A 16511-nucleotide genomic window follows, 5' to 3' on the forward strand; every position below is an offset into this window, starting at 1 on the left:
CTTTGTTTGAGAAAGTATCATATATGCTAGACTAAGGATAACGTGATGGGAGGCTTGCGTTGTGGAGAATACGTTCGATCTTGTATCGCCTTATGACCCACAAGGTGATCAGCCAAGTGCAATTGAAGAGATTGTCGAGAGGGTTCTTACTGGCCAGCGTCATCAGACTTTGCTGGGGGCGACAGGGACAGGGAAGACGTTTACGATGTCCAATGTTGTTAAAGAAATTAACCGGCCAACTCTGGTCATTGCGCATAATAAAACACTGGCAGGTCAGCTTTACAGTGAATTTAAAGAATACTTTCCAAATAATGCTGTTGAGTATTTCGTTAGTTATTACGACTATTATCAGCCGGAAGCTTATGTGCCTTCCACTGATACTTTTATAGAGAAAGACGCGAGCATCAATGATGAAATTGATAAACTCCGACACTCTGCAACATCGTCTTTATTTGAACGCCAGGATGTACTCATCGTGGCGAGTGTGTCGTGTATATATGGCCTTGGTTCCCCAGAAGAATATCGGAGTCAGGTGCTCTCGCTTCGTGTGGGAATGGAAAAGGACCGTGACAGTTTGCTGCGTGATCTGGTAGACATTCAGTATGCCAGAAACGATATTGATTTTCACCGCGGCACATTTCGTGTGCGTGGCGATTCAGTAGAAATTATCCCAGCTTCACACGAAGAACATTGTATGCGGATCGAGTTTTTCGGAGATGAAATAGACAGGATCAGGGAGGTCGACGCCCTGACTGGAGAAATCATCGGTGACAGGGAACATGTAGCCATTTTCCCGGCATCCCACTTCGTCACCCGTGAAGAAAAAATGCAAAAAGCCATTAAGCTGATTGAATCCGAATTGCAAGTGCGGCTGAAAGAGCTCAGAGAACAAAATAAATTGCTGGAAGCCCAGAGGTTGGAACAGAGAACGAACTATGATCTGGAAATGATGAATGAGATGGGTTTTTGTTCTGGCATTGAGAACTACTCGAGGCATTTGACGTTTCGCAATGAAGGGGATACACCTTATACATTGATCGATTATTTTCCTGAGGACTTCCTTGTGATTGTGGATGAATCCCACGTGACACTGCCACAGATCAGAGGCATGTACAATGGAGACAGGGCCAGGAAGCAGGTGCTTGTGGACCATGGATTCCGATTGCCGTCGGCGCTTGATAACAGGCCTTTGCAATTTGAAGAATTTGAGAAGAAAACCAATCAGCTTGTTTACGTATCGGCAACGCCAGGTCCTTATGAACTGGAACATTCACCGGAAATGACTGAACAGATTATCCGGCCGACTGGGCTGCTCGATCCTGAGATTGATGTCCGGCCCATTGATGGACAAATTGACGATCTCATCGGTGAAATCAACCAGCGCATTGATAAGGGTGAGCGTGTGTTGGTTACCACTCTGACAAAGAAAATGTCTGAAGATCTGACAGATTATCTGAAAGAGATTGGTATGAAAGTTGCTTATTTGCACTCAGAGATTAAAACACTTGAGCGTATTGAAGTCATTCGTGATCTTCGTGTTGGGAAATATGATGTGCTCGTCGGTATTAACTTGTTGAGAGAGGGCCTCGATATACCGGAAGTGTCACTCGTAGCGATTCTCGATGCTGATAAAGAAGGGTTTCTCAGATCCCAGCGTTCTCTCATACAAACGATGGGACGTGCTGCTCGAAATGAAAACGGTAGAGTTATTATGTATGCCGATAAGATAACAGATTCTATGCAAGTCGCGATTGATGAAACAAGCCGTCGCCGGGAGATTCAGCAAGCTTACAACGAAGAACACGGCATCACGCCAAAAACGATTAAGAAAGACGTGCGTGATGTGATCCGGGCAACTATAGCGGCCAAAGATGAAGATACAGGCACTGAGAAAACCGCCAGCTTATCGAAACTGGCTAAGAAAGATAAACAAAAAGTGATCGAACAAATGGAAACAGAAATGAAAGAAGCAGCAAAATCGCTTGACTTTGAAAAAGCGGCTGAACTGCGTGATGTTATTTTTGAACTTAAAGCGGAAGGGTGACTTGTTAAATGGCAAGTAAATATATACAAATACAAGGTGCCCGGGCACATAATTTAAAAGATATTAATGTAAAAGTACCCAAGCAAAAACTCGTTGTGATGACCGGGTTATCAGGGTCGGGGAAATCATCACTTGCATTTGATACGATTTATGCTGAGGGGCAGCGGCGTTATGTCGAGAGTCTGTCTGCCTACGCAAGGCAGTTTTTAGGTCAAATGGACAAGCCTGATGTGGATGCAATTGAAGGCCTGTCTCCTGCGATTTCGATTGACCAGAAAACAACGAGCAAGAACCCGCGTTCAACTGTGGGAACCGTAACAGAAATCTATGATTACTTGCGTCTTTTGTTTGCACGGGTCGGACACCCGACATGCCCAATACATGGCATAGAAATTACATCGCAAACCGTTCAGCAGATGGTCGATCGGATTATGACTTATCCCGAGCGGACAAAGATGCAGATTCTAGCGCCGGTTGTTTCCGGCCGTAAAGGCGAACACGTCAAAGTATTTGAAGATCTGAAAAAGCAAGGATATGTCCGGATTCGCGTTGATGGTGAGATGCGTGAGGTCACAGAAGACATTCAACTTGAAAAGAATAAAAAACATTCGATTGAAGTGGTTGTTGACCGTATTGTCGTCAAAAAAGGTGCCGAGGGCCGACTCAGTGATTCGATTGAGACGGCGCTACCTCTGGGCGACGGCAAAATCATCGTTGATGTGATTGGCGATGAAGAATTGCTGTTTAATGAAAACCACGCCTGTCCCATTTGTGGTTTTTCAATAGACGATTTGGAACCACGTCTCTTTTCGTTTAACAGTCCTTATGGTGCTTGCCCGACATGTGATGGATTGGGCACCAACCTTGAAGTGGATCTGGAACTTGTCATACCTGATTGGAATTTATCTTTGAAAGAACATGCTCTGGCTCCTTGGGAACCAATTAGCTCGCAATATTATCCGCAGCTTTTAAAGAGTGTATGCGATCACTATGACATTGATATGACGATACCGATAAAAGACATTCCCAAGAAGAAAATGGATAAGATTTTATACGGTAGCGGTAAAGATAAGATCCGCTTTGTTTTTACCAATGACTTTGGTCAGACACGAGACAGCAAGGTACAATTTGAAGGTGTGCTGAACAACGTCGCACGGCGCTATCGTGAGACTTCTTCTGATTTTATCAGAGAAAATCTCAGTAAATATATGGCTCAAAAAAACTGTCCAACCTGTGAAGGAAACCGATTGAAACCAGAAGCACTGGCTGTGCTGATTAATGGCAAACATATCAGTGCTGTAACCGATTTTTCCATTCTTGAGGCTAAATCATTTTTTGAAAGCCTTGATTTGACCGAAAAAGAAATCCAGATTGCCCGGTTGATTCTAAAAGAAATTCTTGCGCGTCTTGAGTTTTTAAATAATGTCGGTCTGGATTATTTAACCCTATCCCGTTCAGCCGGCACACTTTCAGGAGGAGAAGCTCAGCGGATCAGGCTCGCCACTCAGATCGGTTCTGCTTTAACAGGGGTTTTGTATGTGTTGGACGAACCTTCCATTGGTCTCCACCAACGCGACAATGACCGCTTAATTGGCACACTAAAAAGCATGCGTGACTTGGATAATACACTCATTGTTGTAGAACACGATGAAGACACAATGTTGGCAGCGGACTGGCTGATTGATATTGGCCCTGGAGCAGGTGAACATGGCGGTGAAATTGTTGCTGAGGGGTCTCCTAATAAAGTCATGAAAAACAAGAAATCTTTAACCGGACAATATTTATCCGGAAAGAAATTCATCCCGTTGCCAGCTTCCCGCCGTAAACCGGATGATCGGCATATTGATATCATTGGTGCAACGGAAAACAATCTTAAGAACGTTGACGCACAGATTCCCATCGGTCTATTGAATGTTATAACAGGTGTCTCAGGATCAGGGAAAAGCACATTGATCAATGAAATACTCTATAAATCATTGGCCAAACAATTATACAAAGGCAAGGTCAAGCCAGGGGCCCACGAAACCATTAAGGGTATTGACCATATTGAAAAGGTGATTGATATTGATCAGTCCCCAATTGGCAGGACCCCACGCTCTAACCCTGCGACATATACAAGTGTGTTTGACGATGTTCGCGAGGTGTTTGCTCAAACAAACGAAGCTAAAATACGAGGATATAAAAAAGGGCGCTTTAGTTTTAATGTTAAAGGCGGACGCTGTGAAGCTTGTCGGGGAGATGGCATTATTAAAATTGAAATGCATTTCCTGCCGGATGTTTATGTGCCATGTGAAGTCTGTAACGGCAAACGTTATAATAGAGAAACGTTAGAGGTTAAATATAAAGGCAAAAGTATCGCTGATGTTCTCGATTTAAGGATAGAAGAAGCGTTGGACTTTTTCGCCAATATACCCAAAATCAAACGCAAATTGCAGACAATTGAAGACGTCGGTCTTGGCTACATTAAACTTGGGCAACCGGCTACAACACTTTCCGGTGGTGAAGCGCAACGTGTTAAACTGGCAAGTGAACTGCATAAGCGTTCAAACGGCAAGTCATTTTATATTCTGGATGAACCGACCACAGGGCTCCACACTGAGGATATTAAACGATTAATGGGTGTGCTGCAGCGCATCGTCGATAACGGAGATACGGTCCTGATCATTGAACACAATCTGGATGTCATCAAACTGGCGGATCACATTATAGATCTGGGGCCAGAAGGTGGGGATCGCGGCGGACAGATTATCGCTTCCGGGACGCCGGAAGCCATAGCTGCCACAGATGGATCCTACACAGGTAAGTACCTGGCTCCGATTCTCGAACGCGATCGCAAGCGAACAGAAGACATGTGGGCGGCTAAAGAAAAAACCGGAGCAGGTGCAAAGTAACACTTCAAACGAAAACGGGAGGGCTGCATATCACCAGCCTCCCGTTTTTCAATATGAATTACAACACCTATTTTTTAGTACGTAATTTTTGACGCACATAAGTCATTTCGGTAAGGTAAAAGAGAGTTAATCAGGAGGGAATGGGAACATGGAACCAATTAAAATTGACACCGTCCAGGAAAAACTGGATTCATTTCTTAATAAAGATGTGTATATTCATATAGAAACAACAAACGGCGCTTATGCCAGTCACTTTGATCAGCAGTCTTATAATGTTGGAGCTTATGTACGGAATGCATCAGTCACATTTAACCAGGCGAAAATTGTAGGAGAAGGCCCAGCATACCGGGTTGGTCTTAAAATGGAAAAAGGCTGGATCTATGCTGAAGGATTGACAGACTGGACGATGCACGAAGAAGAGAAAATGCTAATGGCTGGGCATGACCGTGAAGGCCGGCTCATGGTGGCTCTGCAGATCAGTGAAACACCATTTGATTATTAAATAAGTCATATAAGGAAAGAGAAAGGTGAAATATATGGAATCACACGTTGTTGTTATATTCCCGCATCCGGATGATGAGTCGTTTGGAACTGCTGGCACAATTGCTAAATTCAGAGAGGAAGGTGTGCCTGTCACTTATTTATGTGGCACGCTCGGTGAAATGGGCCGTAATATGGGCAAACCTGCTTTCGCAAATCGAGAAACATTGCCGAAAATCCGTAAGCAAGAATTACAAGATGCCTGTGCCGCGCTTGATATTGACTTGCACATGCTTGGTTACCGAGATAAAACAATGGAATACGAAGATCGTCAGGAGGTTGCGCGTCATCTTAAAACGTATTTGGATGAGATCCAACCGAGCCTAGTGATTACACACTATCCAGGGTATGCTGTCCACCCCGATCATAATGCCATGGCCGCAGCAGCTATTGAGGCGATCCGCATGATGGAGCCTAACAATCGTCCAAAGGTATGGGCCCATGCCATTTCTAATAACAGAGAAGAAGTGTTGGGCAAACCGGACGTGTCCCTTGATGTTCGCCCATGGTTTGATCAAAAGATGAAAGCCATCTTCGCCCATGACTCCCAGGCAAGTGGCATGATGTCAAAATTTAAAGAGGCGCAAAGCTCATCTGTAGATATGCAGGAAGCAGCAGAACGGCACCTTGGCCATGAACAATACCACCTTTGGCAATTTGATGACGCATGAACACATTCAAATAAGGAGTGATTTCAATGACAAAACGGTTATATCGTTCTGAAAAGGACCGGATGCTGGCTGGCATTTGCGGAGGTCTCGGAATCTATTTCAACATTGATGCAACGTTGATTCGATTGATTTTTGTTGCTGGCATGTTGTTCAGTGCTTTTACGCTCCTCTTGGTTTATCTCGTTGCCATCTTCATCATCCCAAATGAGTCGGAGGTGAGGTAATGTTTGTCAGGTGGATTATCTCCGTTTTGCTCAGTGCCGTTGCGCTAATCGCAACGGCACAACTTCTGGATGGGTTTATCCTTGAGAGTTTTGGCTGGGCAATAATAGCCAGTATTGTGCTCGGAGTGCTGAATGCAATTGTCCGGCCAATACTCGTCATATTAACCCTGCCGATTACCGTGGTCAGTCTTGGTTTATTTTTATTTGTGATCAACGCCATTACACTTTGGATCACGCAGCTGCTGATTGACGATGCCTTTGTAATCGAAGACTTCGGCACAGCCCTCATCGCCGCCATTATCCTATCAATCCTGAACCTGATCCTGAACAAACTAACCAAAGACGTCAAATAAACCAACCAGCTTTAGACCAAATCGTTACTTAACACACAGTTTCCGTAAACAACGAACTAACTTAAGACTGCCTCATGCAGCCGCTCGGGGGAAACACTGCGCTTTCCGCGGGCGCTGCTGAGCCTCCTCGGTCTACCGACCTCCGGGGTCTCACCGAGGCTTGTCCTCCCGCTGGAGTCTCCGTGTTTCCCCCGAGCTAGTTGAGTGGCGCTCACCTTCCTGCTGGCCTTCTTAAGTAGAAGGATCGTCCAAGCCACTGAAAAACATAAAGTGATTGGAGCGGAGGGAAGTCGACTCCTGCGGGAACAGCACGAGTCCGAAGACCCCACAGCGGAAATCACTTTATGTTAATTGAGCTTGGACGGTGCTATTCAAAAACAAGTAAGAATGTATACACTTCTTCAGCAGTTAGTATTAGGTCCACTTATGCATATTAATTCCGATTTATGTGCAACCACGGCTTATTTATAAACATTTATTTCTATTTATGAATGATTTCAGTTCCTATTTGCGCTTCAAACGTTCAGTCCAATAAAGCAAGAAGATGAACACCACTCACATAGCTCGGGGAAAACGCGGAGACTCCTGTGGGACCAAAAGCCTAGATGAGACCCCACAGCGCGCTAGAGGGGAAGGAAGGCTAAGACCGCGACGTCCTGTCGAAACGCCTTCATGACCCACATCCTGTGGGCCCGAGGCTCATCAGCGCCCACTGGACGCGGAGTGTTTTCCCCGAGCTGCCAGAAGCGGTCATTTCAAGTTTTCATTGTTTTGCAGGTTAAGTGCTTGCGGATTCTTGTTTTTTAGACACTTCTAAAGGTGATTTATGCTACAATAAAATGTGGTTGCCGAAATTTTAGACCTTAACCGCACACAACGAAGAAACCGGGAGGATCTTATGGATAAAGTACGGACAAAAGATTTATTGGACAACTTTAATTTGGAATTGGTTGCTGGAAAAGATGGTGTACATAGAGAAATCATAACGAGTGACATTCACCGGCCTGGCATTGAAATGACAGGCTACTTTAAGTTTTTTCCGGCTGAACGTGTTCAGCTGATCGGTAAGACAGAGATGGCTTATTTTCTTGACTTGACTGACGAAGAGAAAAAGGATCGCGTTGAGCGGCTCTGTACAGATATAACACCTGGTATTGTTGTGTCGCGCGGGATGGATATTCCAGATATTTTAATTGAGGCTGCTGATGAGGCGGGTGTTCCGATTCTTCACTCTCCCCGCAAAACCACACGTGTGATCAGCAGGTTGACCAATTATCTCGAGGCGAAATTTGCTCCGTTTACAGCTATTCATGGCGTACTCGTTGATATATATGGTGTTGGTGTATTGATTACAGGTCAAAGTGGTGTCGGGAAAAGCGAGACAGCGCTTGAACTTGTTAAACGCGGACACAGGTTGGTCGCTGATGATAGTGTTGAAATACGACAGGAAGAGTATGATACCTTAATTGGAAATTCACCAGAACTGATCGAACATTTATTGGAAATTCGCGGTCTGGGTATCATTAATGTGATGACCCTGTTTGGGGCAGGTTCTGTCCGCAATTATAAAAAAATCTCTCTGATCATTAATCTCGAATTGTGGGATGAGAAAAAGCAATATGACCGTCTTGGTATCGACGATGATACGATGAAAATCATGGATGTTCGTTTGCCGCGTGCCACAATTCCAGTAAGACCAGGGCGAAATCTCGCCGTTATTATTGAAGTGGCTGCCATGAATTTCCGCCTGAAGCGTATGGGCGTCAACGCTGCAGAGGAATTTTCTGATCGATTGACGGCCATGATTGAGCAACAGCAAAACGACAATATTGAGGAGTGATGGCATGACATGTGATGCGCCAACACTGGATAGGGTGTTTCTTCAAATTGGCTCCTTTCCAATCTATTGGTACGGAGTCATCATTGCAACAGGGGCGTTTCTTGGCCTGTTTTTGGCCACGCGTGAATCTGACCGTCTTGGCTTGCAAAAAGATATTATGGTGGATTTGGTTGTGTTTGCTATCCCGTTCGCGATTCTGTTTGCAAGAATATATTATGTAATTTTTGAATGGGACCAATACGCCGGCCGGCCGTGGTGGAGTGTCTTTGCTGTGTGGGAAGGTGGCCTTGCTATACACGGTGCATTGATCGGTTCTGTTTTGGTTGCGGTTATTTTTACACGTGTAAAACAGTTATCTTTCTGGCAATTGGCCGATATCGCAGCACCAAGTTTAATTCTGGGACAGGCCATTGGGCGCTGGGGAAACTTTATGAATCAGGAAGCACATGGTGGGCCGTTATCAGAAGCGGCTTACAACAACTTTCATCAGTATCTGCCTGATTTCATTATGAACCAGATGTGCATTGAGGGCACGATGTATCATCCGACATTTTTATATGAATCTGTGTGGAATCTTTTAGTTCTGGCACTGCTCCTGTGGCTGCGCCGGAAGAATCCGCTTCGTGGGGAAGTATTCCTGACATACATTCTATCGTATTCTGTTGGTCGTTTCTTTATTGAAGGAATGCGCACAGACAGTTTGTATGTTATCGGACAAATCCGCCAGGCTCAGCTTCTGTCAATTGCTTTGGTGATTGGTGTGATTATTATTATGATTTATCGACGTAAAACAGGCATGGCAGAACGTCATTATGACGGCAGTAAACGAAAAATGTAAGTAGGTGATGAATTGAAAGGGACCGTTCTAAGAGGGCTTAAACAAGGCCTGAATGTTACATGGACGTTGGGAAAAGTGATCTTTCCGATTACGCTCATTGTAACCATACTACAATACACGCCTGTGCTCCCTTGGGTAATTGACAAACTTGCTCCAGTCATGGGATTGCTCGGTCTGTCAGGTGAAGCAGCTGTTCCGCTTGTTCTCGGTAATGCGCTTAATTTATATGCCGGCATTGCGGCGATTGTATCGTTTGATTTTACGGTTAAAGAAGTATTCATCATGGCGTTGATGCTATCCTTTTCCCATAACTTATTTATCGAGTCAACAGTCGCTTCAAAAGTCGGTGTCAGCTGGTGGCTCATTTCTGGTATTAGAATTGGGCTGGCTTTAATTGCTGCGGTCATTGTTAATTTATTGTGGCAGGGCGGAGCAGATCAGGCTCAATATGGGATGATCTCTTCTTCTGATATGGCTTTGAATGGCTGGGGAGAGATTGTTTTTCATGGATTGCAAACCGCAGTGATTGCAGTTGTTCAGTTGGCTGTGATTGTTATTATATTAATGGTTGCCATGCAATTTTTAAGAGAAATGGGTCTTCTGGATAAGTTCTCTGAAACCCTGGCCCCTTTCACCAAAATGTTAGGAATGGAAAGAAATGCATCCATGACCCTTGTTGCCGGGCTTACGCTGGGGCTTGCCTATGGTGCAGGATTGATGATTCAGGCAGTTAAAGAAGATCATGTCTCAAAGCGGGATATGTATCTAGCCCTGATCTTCCTTGTATCCTGTCACGCTGTCGTCGAGGACACAGTGATATTCATTCCACTGGGGATACCGGTCTGGCCGCTTCTCTTGATTCGATTAACAACAGCCATTATTTTAACGATCATTATTGCCTTTATTTGGCAGCCGAAACCACAGTCTAAAGACAGAAAGGAATCTGAACATGTCCATACGTACGATACTTTTTGATTTGGATGGCACATTGATTGATACAAACGAACTGATTATCGAATCGTTCATCCATACGTTTAACCAATATGGCTACCATTTTACCAGAGAAGAAATGATCGATTTTAACGGCCCGCCGTTAAAAGATACGTTTGAAAAAATAGCCCCGGGAAAATCTGAGGCTATGATCCATACATACCGTGAACATAATTTCTTGCATCATGAGGAATTCGTCAAACCCTTTCCTTATGTCATCGAAGTTCTGGAACGATTGCAAGCAGCAGGCTTTGATTTGGGTATCGTAACGACTAAGATGCGAAAAGGAGTTGATTTAGGCCTTGAAGTCACAGACCTAAGCCGATTTTTTGAAACCATTGTGACGCTAGATGATGTCACATGTCCAAAACCTGATCCTGAGCCAGTGTTGAAAGCAATGTATGACCTGGAAGGGGAGCATGCTTCCACACTCATGATAGGGGATAACTCCCATGATATTGAAGCTGGCCAGCGTGCACATGTCCAAACAGCTGGAGTGGCCTGGACAGGTAAAGGTGAAGCATTCCTGCGCACATATCAACCGACTTATATGCTGCAAGATATGAGAGATTTGCTTACTGTTGCAGGAATAAAGGCATAAAATAGTTAACTGGAGCTGAAGCCTATGCGGCGCACTGAACGTTATAGAGTCGACCAGTCCAATTCGTTATGGCGTATATACAAAACGGTGTCATTCTGGAAAGTCGCTAAAAATTTCATCATTATTCAGCTGGCACGCTATACACCATTTTTAAATTTAAAAAACATCATGTATCGACTGTTTTTACGTATGAAGGTCGGAAAAGAGACGGCATTTGCTTTAATGGTCGTGCCTGATGTCATGTTCCCTGAGAAGATCACCGTGGGAAACAATAGCATTATTGGCTATAACACAACCATTCTCGCGCATGAGTATTTAATTGACGAATACCGGCTTGGAGATGTCGTCATTGGGGATAACGTTATGATTGGCGCAAATACGACCATCTTACCCGGGGTGACCATCGGTGACGGCGCCATTATTTCTGCCGCAACGCTCGTCCACAAAGATGTTCCTTCAGGTGCATTTGCAGGCGGAAACCCGATGCGGATTATTTATACGAAAGCTGAGATGGAGCAACGGAACGAACAAAACCGGATAAACCCTTCTCAATAAAACGTTTTGGTGATGCTGAAGTTGTTACACACAACGATACTGTGATAAACTGAGTTTAAAGACAAAAGATTACGGACAGAGAAGGAGAGAAACCGCAAACTGCTGGTACAATACGTATTGGTATGATTTGTGGTTTTTCTGTTTACTTCAAGGGAGTGAGTAACATGGCGGAATTTTCCAGTAAAAAAAGAAACAATGTATTAAAACAGTTAGCAGAACCCGATACACTTGATGTGCTTGTGATTGGGGCGGAATTACCGGTGCAGGCATTGCGCTTGATGCAGTGTCTCGCGGCATGAAAACAGGGTTAGTGGAAATGCAGGACTTTGCGGCAGGCACATCAAGTCGGTCTACAAAGCTTGTTCACGGCGGTTTGCGTTATCTAAAGCAATTCGAAGTCAAGATGGTTGCTGAAGTTGGGAAAGAACGTGCCATTGTTTACGAAAACGGCCCCCATGTGACGACACCGGAATGGATGATGCTGCCATTTTATAAAGGCGGTAACTTCGGCCCGTTCACTTCTAACGCGGGACTCCGTGTGTATGATCTATTGGCCGGAGTTAAAAAAGGCGAACGTCGCGTAATGCTCAGCAGAACAGAAGCTTTGCAAAAAGAACCGCTTATCAAAGAGGAAGAGCTCAAAGGCGCTGGATATTACGTTGAATATAAAACCGACGATGCACGCCTGACCATTGAAGTCTTGAAAAAAGCAGTTGACCTAGGGGCCGCGGCACTTAATTATGCAAAAGCAACTGAATTTGTATATGATGAGGATGAAAAGCTCATTGGAGTTGTGATTGAAGATCAAATCACAGGTCATACGGAAACTGTTTATGCCAAAAAGATCGTCAATGCTGCAGGCCCATGGGTAGATGATTTGAGGGATATGGACGGGTCACGAACAGACAAATCCCTCCATCTTACAAAAGGTGTTCACCTTGTTTTTTCACAGAAGCATTTCCCTCTCGGACAAGCGATCTATTTTGATGCACCGGATGGTCGCATGATTTTTGCCATTCCGCGAGGAGATAAGACCTATGTGGGAACCACAGATACAGAATATGATGGTGATATAGCTCATCCGATCGTAACAAAGGAGGACCGGGACTATTTACTGGCTGCGATCAATTATGAGTTTCCGACCTTAAATGCCATTCCGGAACATGTTGAATCAAGCTGGGCGGGTCTGCGGCCTCTCATTGCTGAATCCGGAAAAAATCCAGATGAAATCTCTCGTAAAGATGAAATATTCTATTCAGATTCAGGTCTTATATCCATTGCTGGCGGAAAGCTGACCGGGTACCGTAAAATGGCTGAGCATGTCGTTGATGAAGTGGCACATCAATTAAAGAAAGAAGCGCAGATCCTTTATTCCGGTTCTCACACGGAACATCTGCCAATCTCGGGTGGTGTCGTTGGCGGTTCTAAACAATTCCATCAGTTTAAATTGAAAAAGATAGAAGAAGGAATGGCACTTGGACTTACCGCAGACGAAACTGATTTGCTCGTTCAAAAGTATGGTGGAAACACAGAACTTCTGTTTGATATCATTCGAACACATGAATCTGAAGCCAAAGCTGCTGACCTTCCCATTACTATATTTGCCGAGCTCGTATATGCAATCAAATATGAAATGGCATTTAAGCCGGTTGATTTCTTCATTCGCCGGACAGGTGCACTTTTCTTTGATATCACATATGTGAAGGAATATAAAAAGGCGGTCATTGATCATATGGCTAAAACCTTGAACTGGACGCAGGGCCAAAAGTCTGCCTTCAGAAACGAACTGGAAACATTAGTCGATGAAGCAGCCAATCCAAAGTGAAGCTCACATGCTCATGCTGGTTTAAGAAAAACTTAAGCTGGCATGGGCCCTCCACTTTTGTATCATCCAGTTCCAACGCCTACCCCCTCGAGACATAAGCAATAATGCTCCGCGGCAAAGGTCGCCACTGCGCATTCTTGCTTATGTTTTTCGGGGGTAAACAAGGCGTTTCCACTTTTGTATCATCCAGTTCCAACGCCTACCCCTCGAGACATAAGCAATAATGCTCCGTGGCAAAGGCCGCCACTGCACATTCTTGCTTATGTTTTTCGGGGGTAAACAAGGCGTTTCCACTTTTGTACTATAGTTATTATTTCTCGGATATGGTATACTTGACCGGGAAATTGACTGATTAGGGGGAGCCCCATGCACGTTACGAAAGAATCCGAATCAACGAATAACAATAATTTAATTCCATTTGTTCCCGAGGGGGACTTTTATTTTGTGAAAGGTGTGGAAGCCTTTCAAAGACGCAAATTTCATATGGCGTTAAAGTGGATGTCCAAAGCCATTGAAATGAAACCACATGATCCGGCTTACCGATGCCAAAAGTCTGTAATTTATACTGAGATTGGTGCATATGAAAAAGCCAACGCTTTGCTTGTTTCTGTTCTGCATGATTATAAGGAGCGGTATCCGGATGTTTATTATCTGATGGCCAACAATTACGCCCATCTGGGATTGTTGAATGATGCTCGCAAATATGCTGAGACATATTTGGAATTGGAACCCAATGGTGATTTTAAAAGAGAAACAAACGATCTTCTCGAAATGCTTGATATAGAAGAAGCAGACGACGAGTGGGATATCGACGAAGATGAATTAATCATCCTGCAAGAGACGATCTTTTATCATATGGAAAATAATGAATGGGATGAAGCGATGCCGTTATTGAATGAAATGATGGCCCTTTATCCGGACTATCCTTTGGCACGTCATGATTATGCGTTTGCCCTATTTTGTTCTGGTCTTGAGGAGCAGGCGATTGAACAAGAAGAGGAAATGCTGAGAGAAGAACCGGGTAATCTGAACAGCTTAATGAACCTGGCTGTATTTTACAAAAAACGCCATGTTGATGCATATGAAGCTTATATACAGACATTACTAACGGTATATCCGATTCATGAACAGCAAAAATTACGTTTAGCAGTGACCTTGGGCAGGGTTGACTGTCATGAGGCTGCCTATGTACGATTTAAAAGCCTTGTCAAATCACATATCAACAGTCCATCATATTATAGATGGTATACAAGGAGTGCCGCTGCACTCGGAAAAATAGAGCAAGCCGTGGAACTTTGGGCTGAAGGATGCCGGGTTCACCCGCAATTGAAGAAGGAAAAAGTGCCATTCGCAACACTGTGAGCAAATAAGTGGACGCAGGTATTTCAGGGCGGTAGTATGATGATAGTCTGATGAAATAAAGAGAAAGAGGGGCGATTTTTTATGTCCGAGGAACGGATTTATGACGTTATTATTGCTGGAGCTGGTCCTGCTGGTATGACAGCAGCTGTATATGCTTCAAGAGCGAATCTCGACACATTGATGATCGAGCGCGGTATTCCAGGCGGGCAAGTGGCCAACACGGAAGACGTGGAAAACTACCCTGGATTTGATTATATTTCAGGACCTGACTTGTCTAATAAAATGTTTGAACATGCTAAGAAATTCGGCGCAGAATATGCTTATGGTGATATTGTTGATGTGGAGGACCATGGCAGCTACAAGACTGTTAAAGCCGGAAAAAAAGAATATCACACCAAAGTGCTGATCATTACCACAGGCGCTCAGCATAAGAAAATTGGTATTCCCGGTGAAGAAGAACTAAGCGGCCGCGGTGTCTCTTATTGTGCAGTCTGTGATGGTGCCTTTTTCAGAGACAAGAACCTGGTTGTGATTGGCGGGGGCGACTCTGCAGTTGAAGAGGGCATTTATCTGACTAAGTTTGCTAAGAAAGTTACAATTGTTCACCGCAGAGATGAATTGCGTGCTCAGAAAATCATTCAGGATCGCGCATTTAATAACGAAAAAATTGATTTCATTTGGAATACAGTTGCCGAAAGAATCAACGGCCCTGACGGCAAAGTTTCCAGCGTTACTTTGAGAAACCGTAAAACAGATGAAACGTATGACCACGACATTGACGGTGTATTTATTTATATCGGAATGGTTCCGCTCAGTGCCCCATACAAAAATCTCGGCATTCTTGATGAGGAAGGTTATATCCCTACGAATGAAAAAATGGAAACGAGTGTGCCGGGTGTATATGCTGCTGGGGACATTCGCGACAAAGAACTCCGTCAAATTGTAACAGCTACTGGAGACGGAAGCATTGCAGCAGAAGCCGCTCAAGCTTATATCGAAGAATTGAAAGAACAAGAAAAATCAGCCGCGATGTAAGCAGTTCTGTAAAAGTAATTTCATCTTAACGCTGCTGTAATACGCACGAAATATAAATGGGGTACAATATAAGTAATTAATTGACCCCCTTTTAATTAATATATCGTTTGGCGCAGGTAGCTCATACCTGCGTCTTTTTTTGCCTGCAATGGCCGGCGGGGTCTTCCTCCAATGGCGATTTATTTCGGTTCATTGTATAATAAGTATAGGATCTTATGTTAGATCCACAACGAATAGGTCTTAAAATCGAAAAGGTGATAAGCATGCAGCGGGTAACAAATTGCATACTATTGAATGAGGGCCATATTTTACTGCTGAAAAAACCGAGCCGGGGCTGGTACGCTATCCCAGGCGGGAAAATGGAACAAGGTGAAACCATTAAAGAATCGGTAACACGGGAGTTTAGAGAAGAAACAGCTCTTGAACTCGAAGATCCGAAACTGATGGGCGCATTTACGTTTAACGTTTATTCCAATAAAGAATTACTGCAGGAATGGATGATGTTCACATTTATTTGTGATACGTTTAAAGGAGAACTTGCTGAAGTGTGCAGAGAGGGAGAATTGGTGTGGGTGCCACAAGATCAAGTGCACACATTGCCGATGGCTGAAGGAGACAGAAGCATCTATAAACATGCCCTGCATTCCAAAGGCATGCTCTACGGTTCATTTGATTATACAGATCAATATTCATTAATAGAGATGCGTCTTGATCCATCTGGATATTAAGGAGCGGATTTGTG

At 44.1% G+C, this 16511-nt stretch carries 16 protein-coding genes; all 16 read left to right on the forward strand.

The window, feature by feature from the left end; genetic code table 11:
• Positions 1–61: 61 nt before the first annotated feature.
• Positions 62–2044, forward strand: a complete 1983-nt coding sequence (uvrB, locus tag JNUCC1_RS13610) for an excinuclease ABC subunit UvrB (protein WP_331713785.1) — start codon at positions 62–64, stop codon at positions 2042–2044.
• A gap of 8 nt (positions 2045–2052) precedes the next feature.
• A complete protein-coding gene (gene uvrA / locus JNUCC1_RS13615; RefSeq protein WP_156645982.1) occupies positions 2053–4935 on the forward strand; it encodes an excinuclease ABC subunit UvrA in 2883 nt (960 codons plus the stop codon).
• A 148-nt stretch (positions 4936–5083) separates the two neighbouring features.
• Entirely contained in the window at positions 5084–5437 is a 354-nt protein-coding gene (locus tag JNUCC1_RS13620) for a YojF family protein (protein WP_156645983.1), read from the forward strand.
• A 34-nt stretch (positions 5438–5471) separates the two neighbouring features.
• Complete coding sequence (gene bshB2, locus JNUCC1_RS13625) at positions 5472–6146, forward strand: bacillithiol biosynthesis deacetylase BshB2 (RefSeq protein WP_156645984.1); 675 nt, start codon at positions 5472–5474, stop codon at positions 6144–6146.
• A 26-nt stretch (positions 6147–6172) separates the two neighbouring features.
• Positions 6173–6370, forward strand: a complete 198-nt coding sequence (locus JNUCC1_RS13630; protein ID WP_156645985.1) for a PspC domain-containing protein — start codon at positions 6173–6175, stop codon at positions 6368–6370.
• A complete protein-coding gene (locus tag JNUCC1_RS13635) occupies positions 6370–6723 on the forward strand; it encodes a phage holin family protein (RefSeq protein WP_156645986.1) in 354 nt (117 codons plus the stop codon). Before JNUCC1_RS13630 ends, JNUCC1_RS13635 begins: the two co-directional genes overlap by 1 nt.
• 898 nt (positions 6724–7621) lie before the next feature.
• Complete coding sequence (gene hprK, locus JNUCC1_RS13640; protein ID WP_156645987.1) at positions 7622–8563, forward strand: HPr(Ser) kinase/phosphatase; 942 nt, start codon at positions 7622–7624, stop codon at positions 8561–8563.
• A gap of 4 nt (positions 8564–8567) precedes the next feature.
• Entirely contained in the window at positions 8568–9401 is an 834-nt protein-coding gene (gene lgt / locus JNUCC1_RS13645; RefSeq protein ID WP_156645988.1) for a prolipoprotein diacylglyceryl transferase, read from the forward strand.
• Between the two features lie 12 nt (positions 9402–9413).
• A complete protein-coding gene (locus JNUCC1_RS13650) occupies positions 9414–10376 on the forward strand; it encodes a nucleoside recognition domain-containing protein (protein WP_156645989.1) in 963 nt (320 codons plus the stop codon).
• Positions 10351–10992, forward strand: coding sequence for a pyrophosphatase PpaX (ppaX, locus tag JNUCC1_RS13655; RefSeq protein ID WP_156645990.1), 642 nt, complete (start codon positions 10351–10353; stop codon positions 10990–10992). Before JNUCC1_RS13650 ends, ppaX begins: the two co-directional genes overlap by 26 nt.
• 24 nt (positions 10993–11016) lie before the next feature.
• Complete coding sequence (locus JNUCC1_RS13660; RefSeq protein ID WP_156645991.1) at positions 11017–11547, forward strand: acyltransferase; 531 nt, start codon at positions 11017–11019, stop codon at positions 11545–11547.
• Positions 11548–11711: 164 nt separating this feature from the next.
• Positions 11712–11846, forward strand: coding sequence for a hypothetical protein (locus tag JNUCC1_RS19320; protein WP_331713786.1), 135 nt, complete (start codon positions 11712–11714; stop codon positions 11844–11846).
• Positions 11843–13372 carry a glycerol-3-phosphate dehydrogenase/oxidase gene (locus tag JNUCC1_RS13665; protein WP_331713787.1) on the forward strand — a complete coding sequence of 510 codons (1530 nt, stop codon included), beginning with the start codon at positions 11843–11845 and terminating at the stop codon, positions 13370–13372. Before JNUCC1_RS19320 ends, JNUCC1_RS13665 begins: the two co-directional genes overlap by 4 nt.
• A gap of 366 nt (positions 13373–13738) precedes the next feature.
• Entirely contained in the window at positions 13739–14734 is a 996-nt protein-coding gene (locus JNUCC1_RS13670; RefSeq protein WP_156645992.1) for a tetratricopeptide repeat protein, read from the forward strand.
• A gap of 81 nt (positions 14735–14815) precedes the next feature.
• On the forward strand, positions 14816–15769 hold the full coding sequence (gene trxB / locus JNUCC1_RS13675; protein ID WP_156645993.1) for a thioredoxin-disulfide reductase: 954 nt from the start codon (positions 14816–14818) through the stop codon (positions 15767–15769).
• Between the two features lie 263 nt (positions 15770–16032).
• Positions 16033–16497: an NUDIX hydrolase gene (locus JNUCC1_RS13680; protein WP_156647122.1), complete on the forward strand. Its 465-nt coding sequence runs from the start codon at positions 16033–16035 to the stop codon at positions 16495–16497.
• Positions 16498–16511 lie beyond the last annotated feature (14 nt).

This window comes from Lentibacillus sp. JNUCC-1 (genome assembly GCF_009741735.1).
In the GTDB taxonomy this organism is placed as follows: domain Bacteria; phylum Bacillota; class Bacilli; order Bacillales; family Amphibacillaceae; genus Lentibacillus_B.

Excerpts from the sequence above, each read along its gene's own strand:
- uvrA (WP_156645982.1), top strand. The coding sequence starts at position 2,053 with ATGGCAAGTAAATATATACAAATACAAGGTGCCCGGGCACATAATTTA.
- JNUCC1_RS13620 (WP_156645983.1), top strand. The coding sequence starts at position 5,084 with ATGGAACCAATTAAAATTGACACCGTCCAGGAAAAACTGGATTCATTT.
- bshB2 (WP_156645984.1), top strand. The coding sequence starts at position 5,472 with ATGGAATCACACGTTGTTGTTATATTCCCGCATCCGGATGATGAGTCG.
- JNUCC1_RS13630 (WP_156645985.1), top strand. The coding sequence starts at position 6,173 with ATGACAAAACGGTTATATCGTTCTGAAAAGGACCGGATGCTGGCTGGC.
- JNUCC1_RS13635 (WP_156645986.1), top strand. The coding sequence starts at position 6,370 with ATGTTTGTCAGGTGGATTATCTCCGTTTTGCTCAGTGCCGTTGCGCTA.
- hprK (WP_156645987.1), top strand. The coding sequence starts at position 7,622 with ATGGATAAAGTACGGACAAAAGATTTATTGGACAACTTTAATTTGGAA.
- lgt (WP_156645988.1), top strand. The coding sequence starts at position 8,568 with ATGACATGTGATGCGCCAACACTGGATAGGGTGTTTCTTCAAATTGGC.
- ppaX (WP_156645990.1), top strand. The coding sequence starts at position 10,351 with ATGTCCATACGTACGATACTTTTTGATTTGGATGGCACATTGATTGAT.
- JNUCC1_RS13660 (WP_156645991.1), top strand. The coding sequence starts at position 11,017 with ATGCGGCGCACTGAACGTTATAGAGTCGACCAGTCCAATTCGTTATGG.
- JNUCC1_RS19320 (WP_331713786.1), top strand. The coding sequence starts at position 11,712 with ATGGCGGAATTTTCCAGTAAAAAAAGAAACAATGTATTAAAACAGTTA.
- JNUCC1_RS13665 (WP_331713787.1), top strand. The coding sequence starts at position 11,843 with ATGAAAACAGGGTTAGTGGAAATGCAGGACTTTGCGGCAGGCACATCA.
- JNUCC1_RS13670 (WP_156645992.1), top strand. The coding sequence starts at position 13,739 with ATGCACGTTACGAAAGAATCCGAATCAACGAATAACAATAATTTAATT.
- trxB (WP_156645993.1), top strand. The coding sequence starts at position 14,816 with ATGTCCGAGGAACGGATTTATGACGTTATTATTGCTGGAGCTGGTCCT.
- JNUCC1_RS13680 (WP_156647122.1), top strand. The coding sequence starts at position 16,033 with ATGCAGCGGGTAACAAATTGCATACTATTGAATGAGGGCCATATTTTA.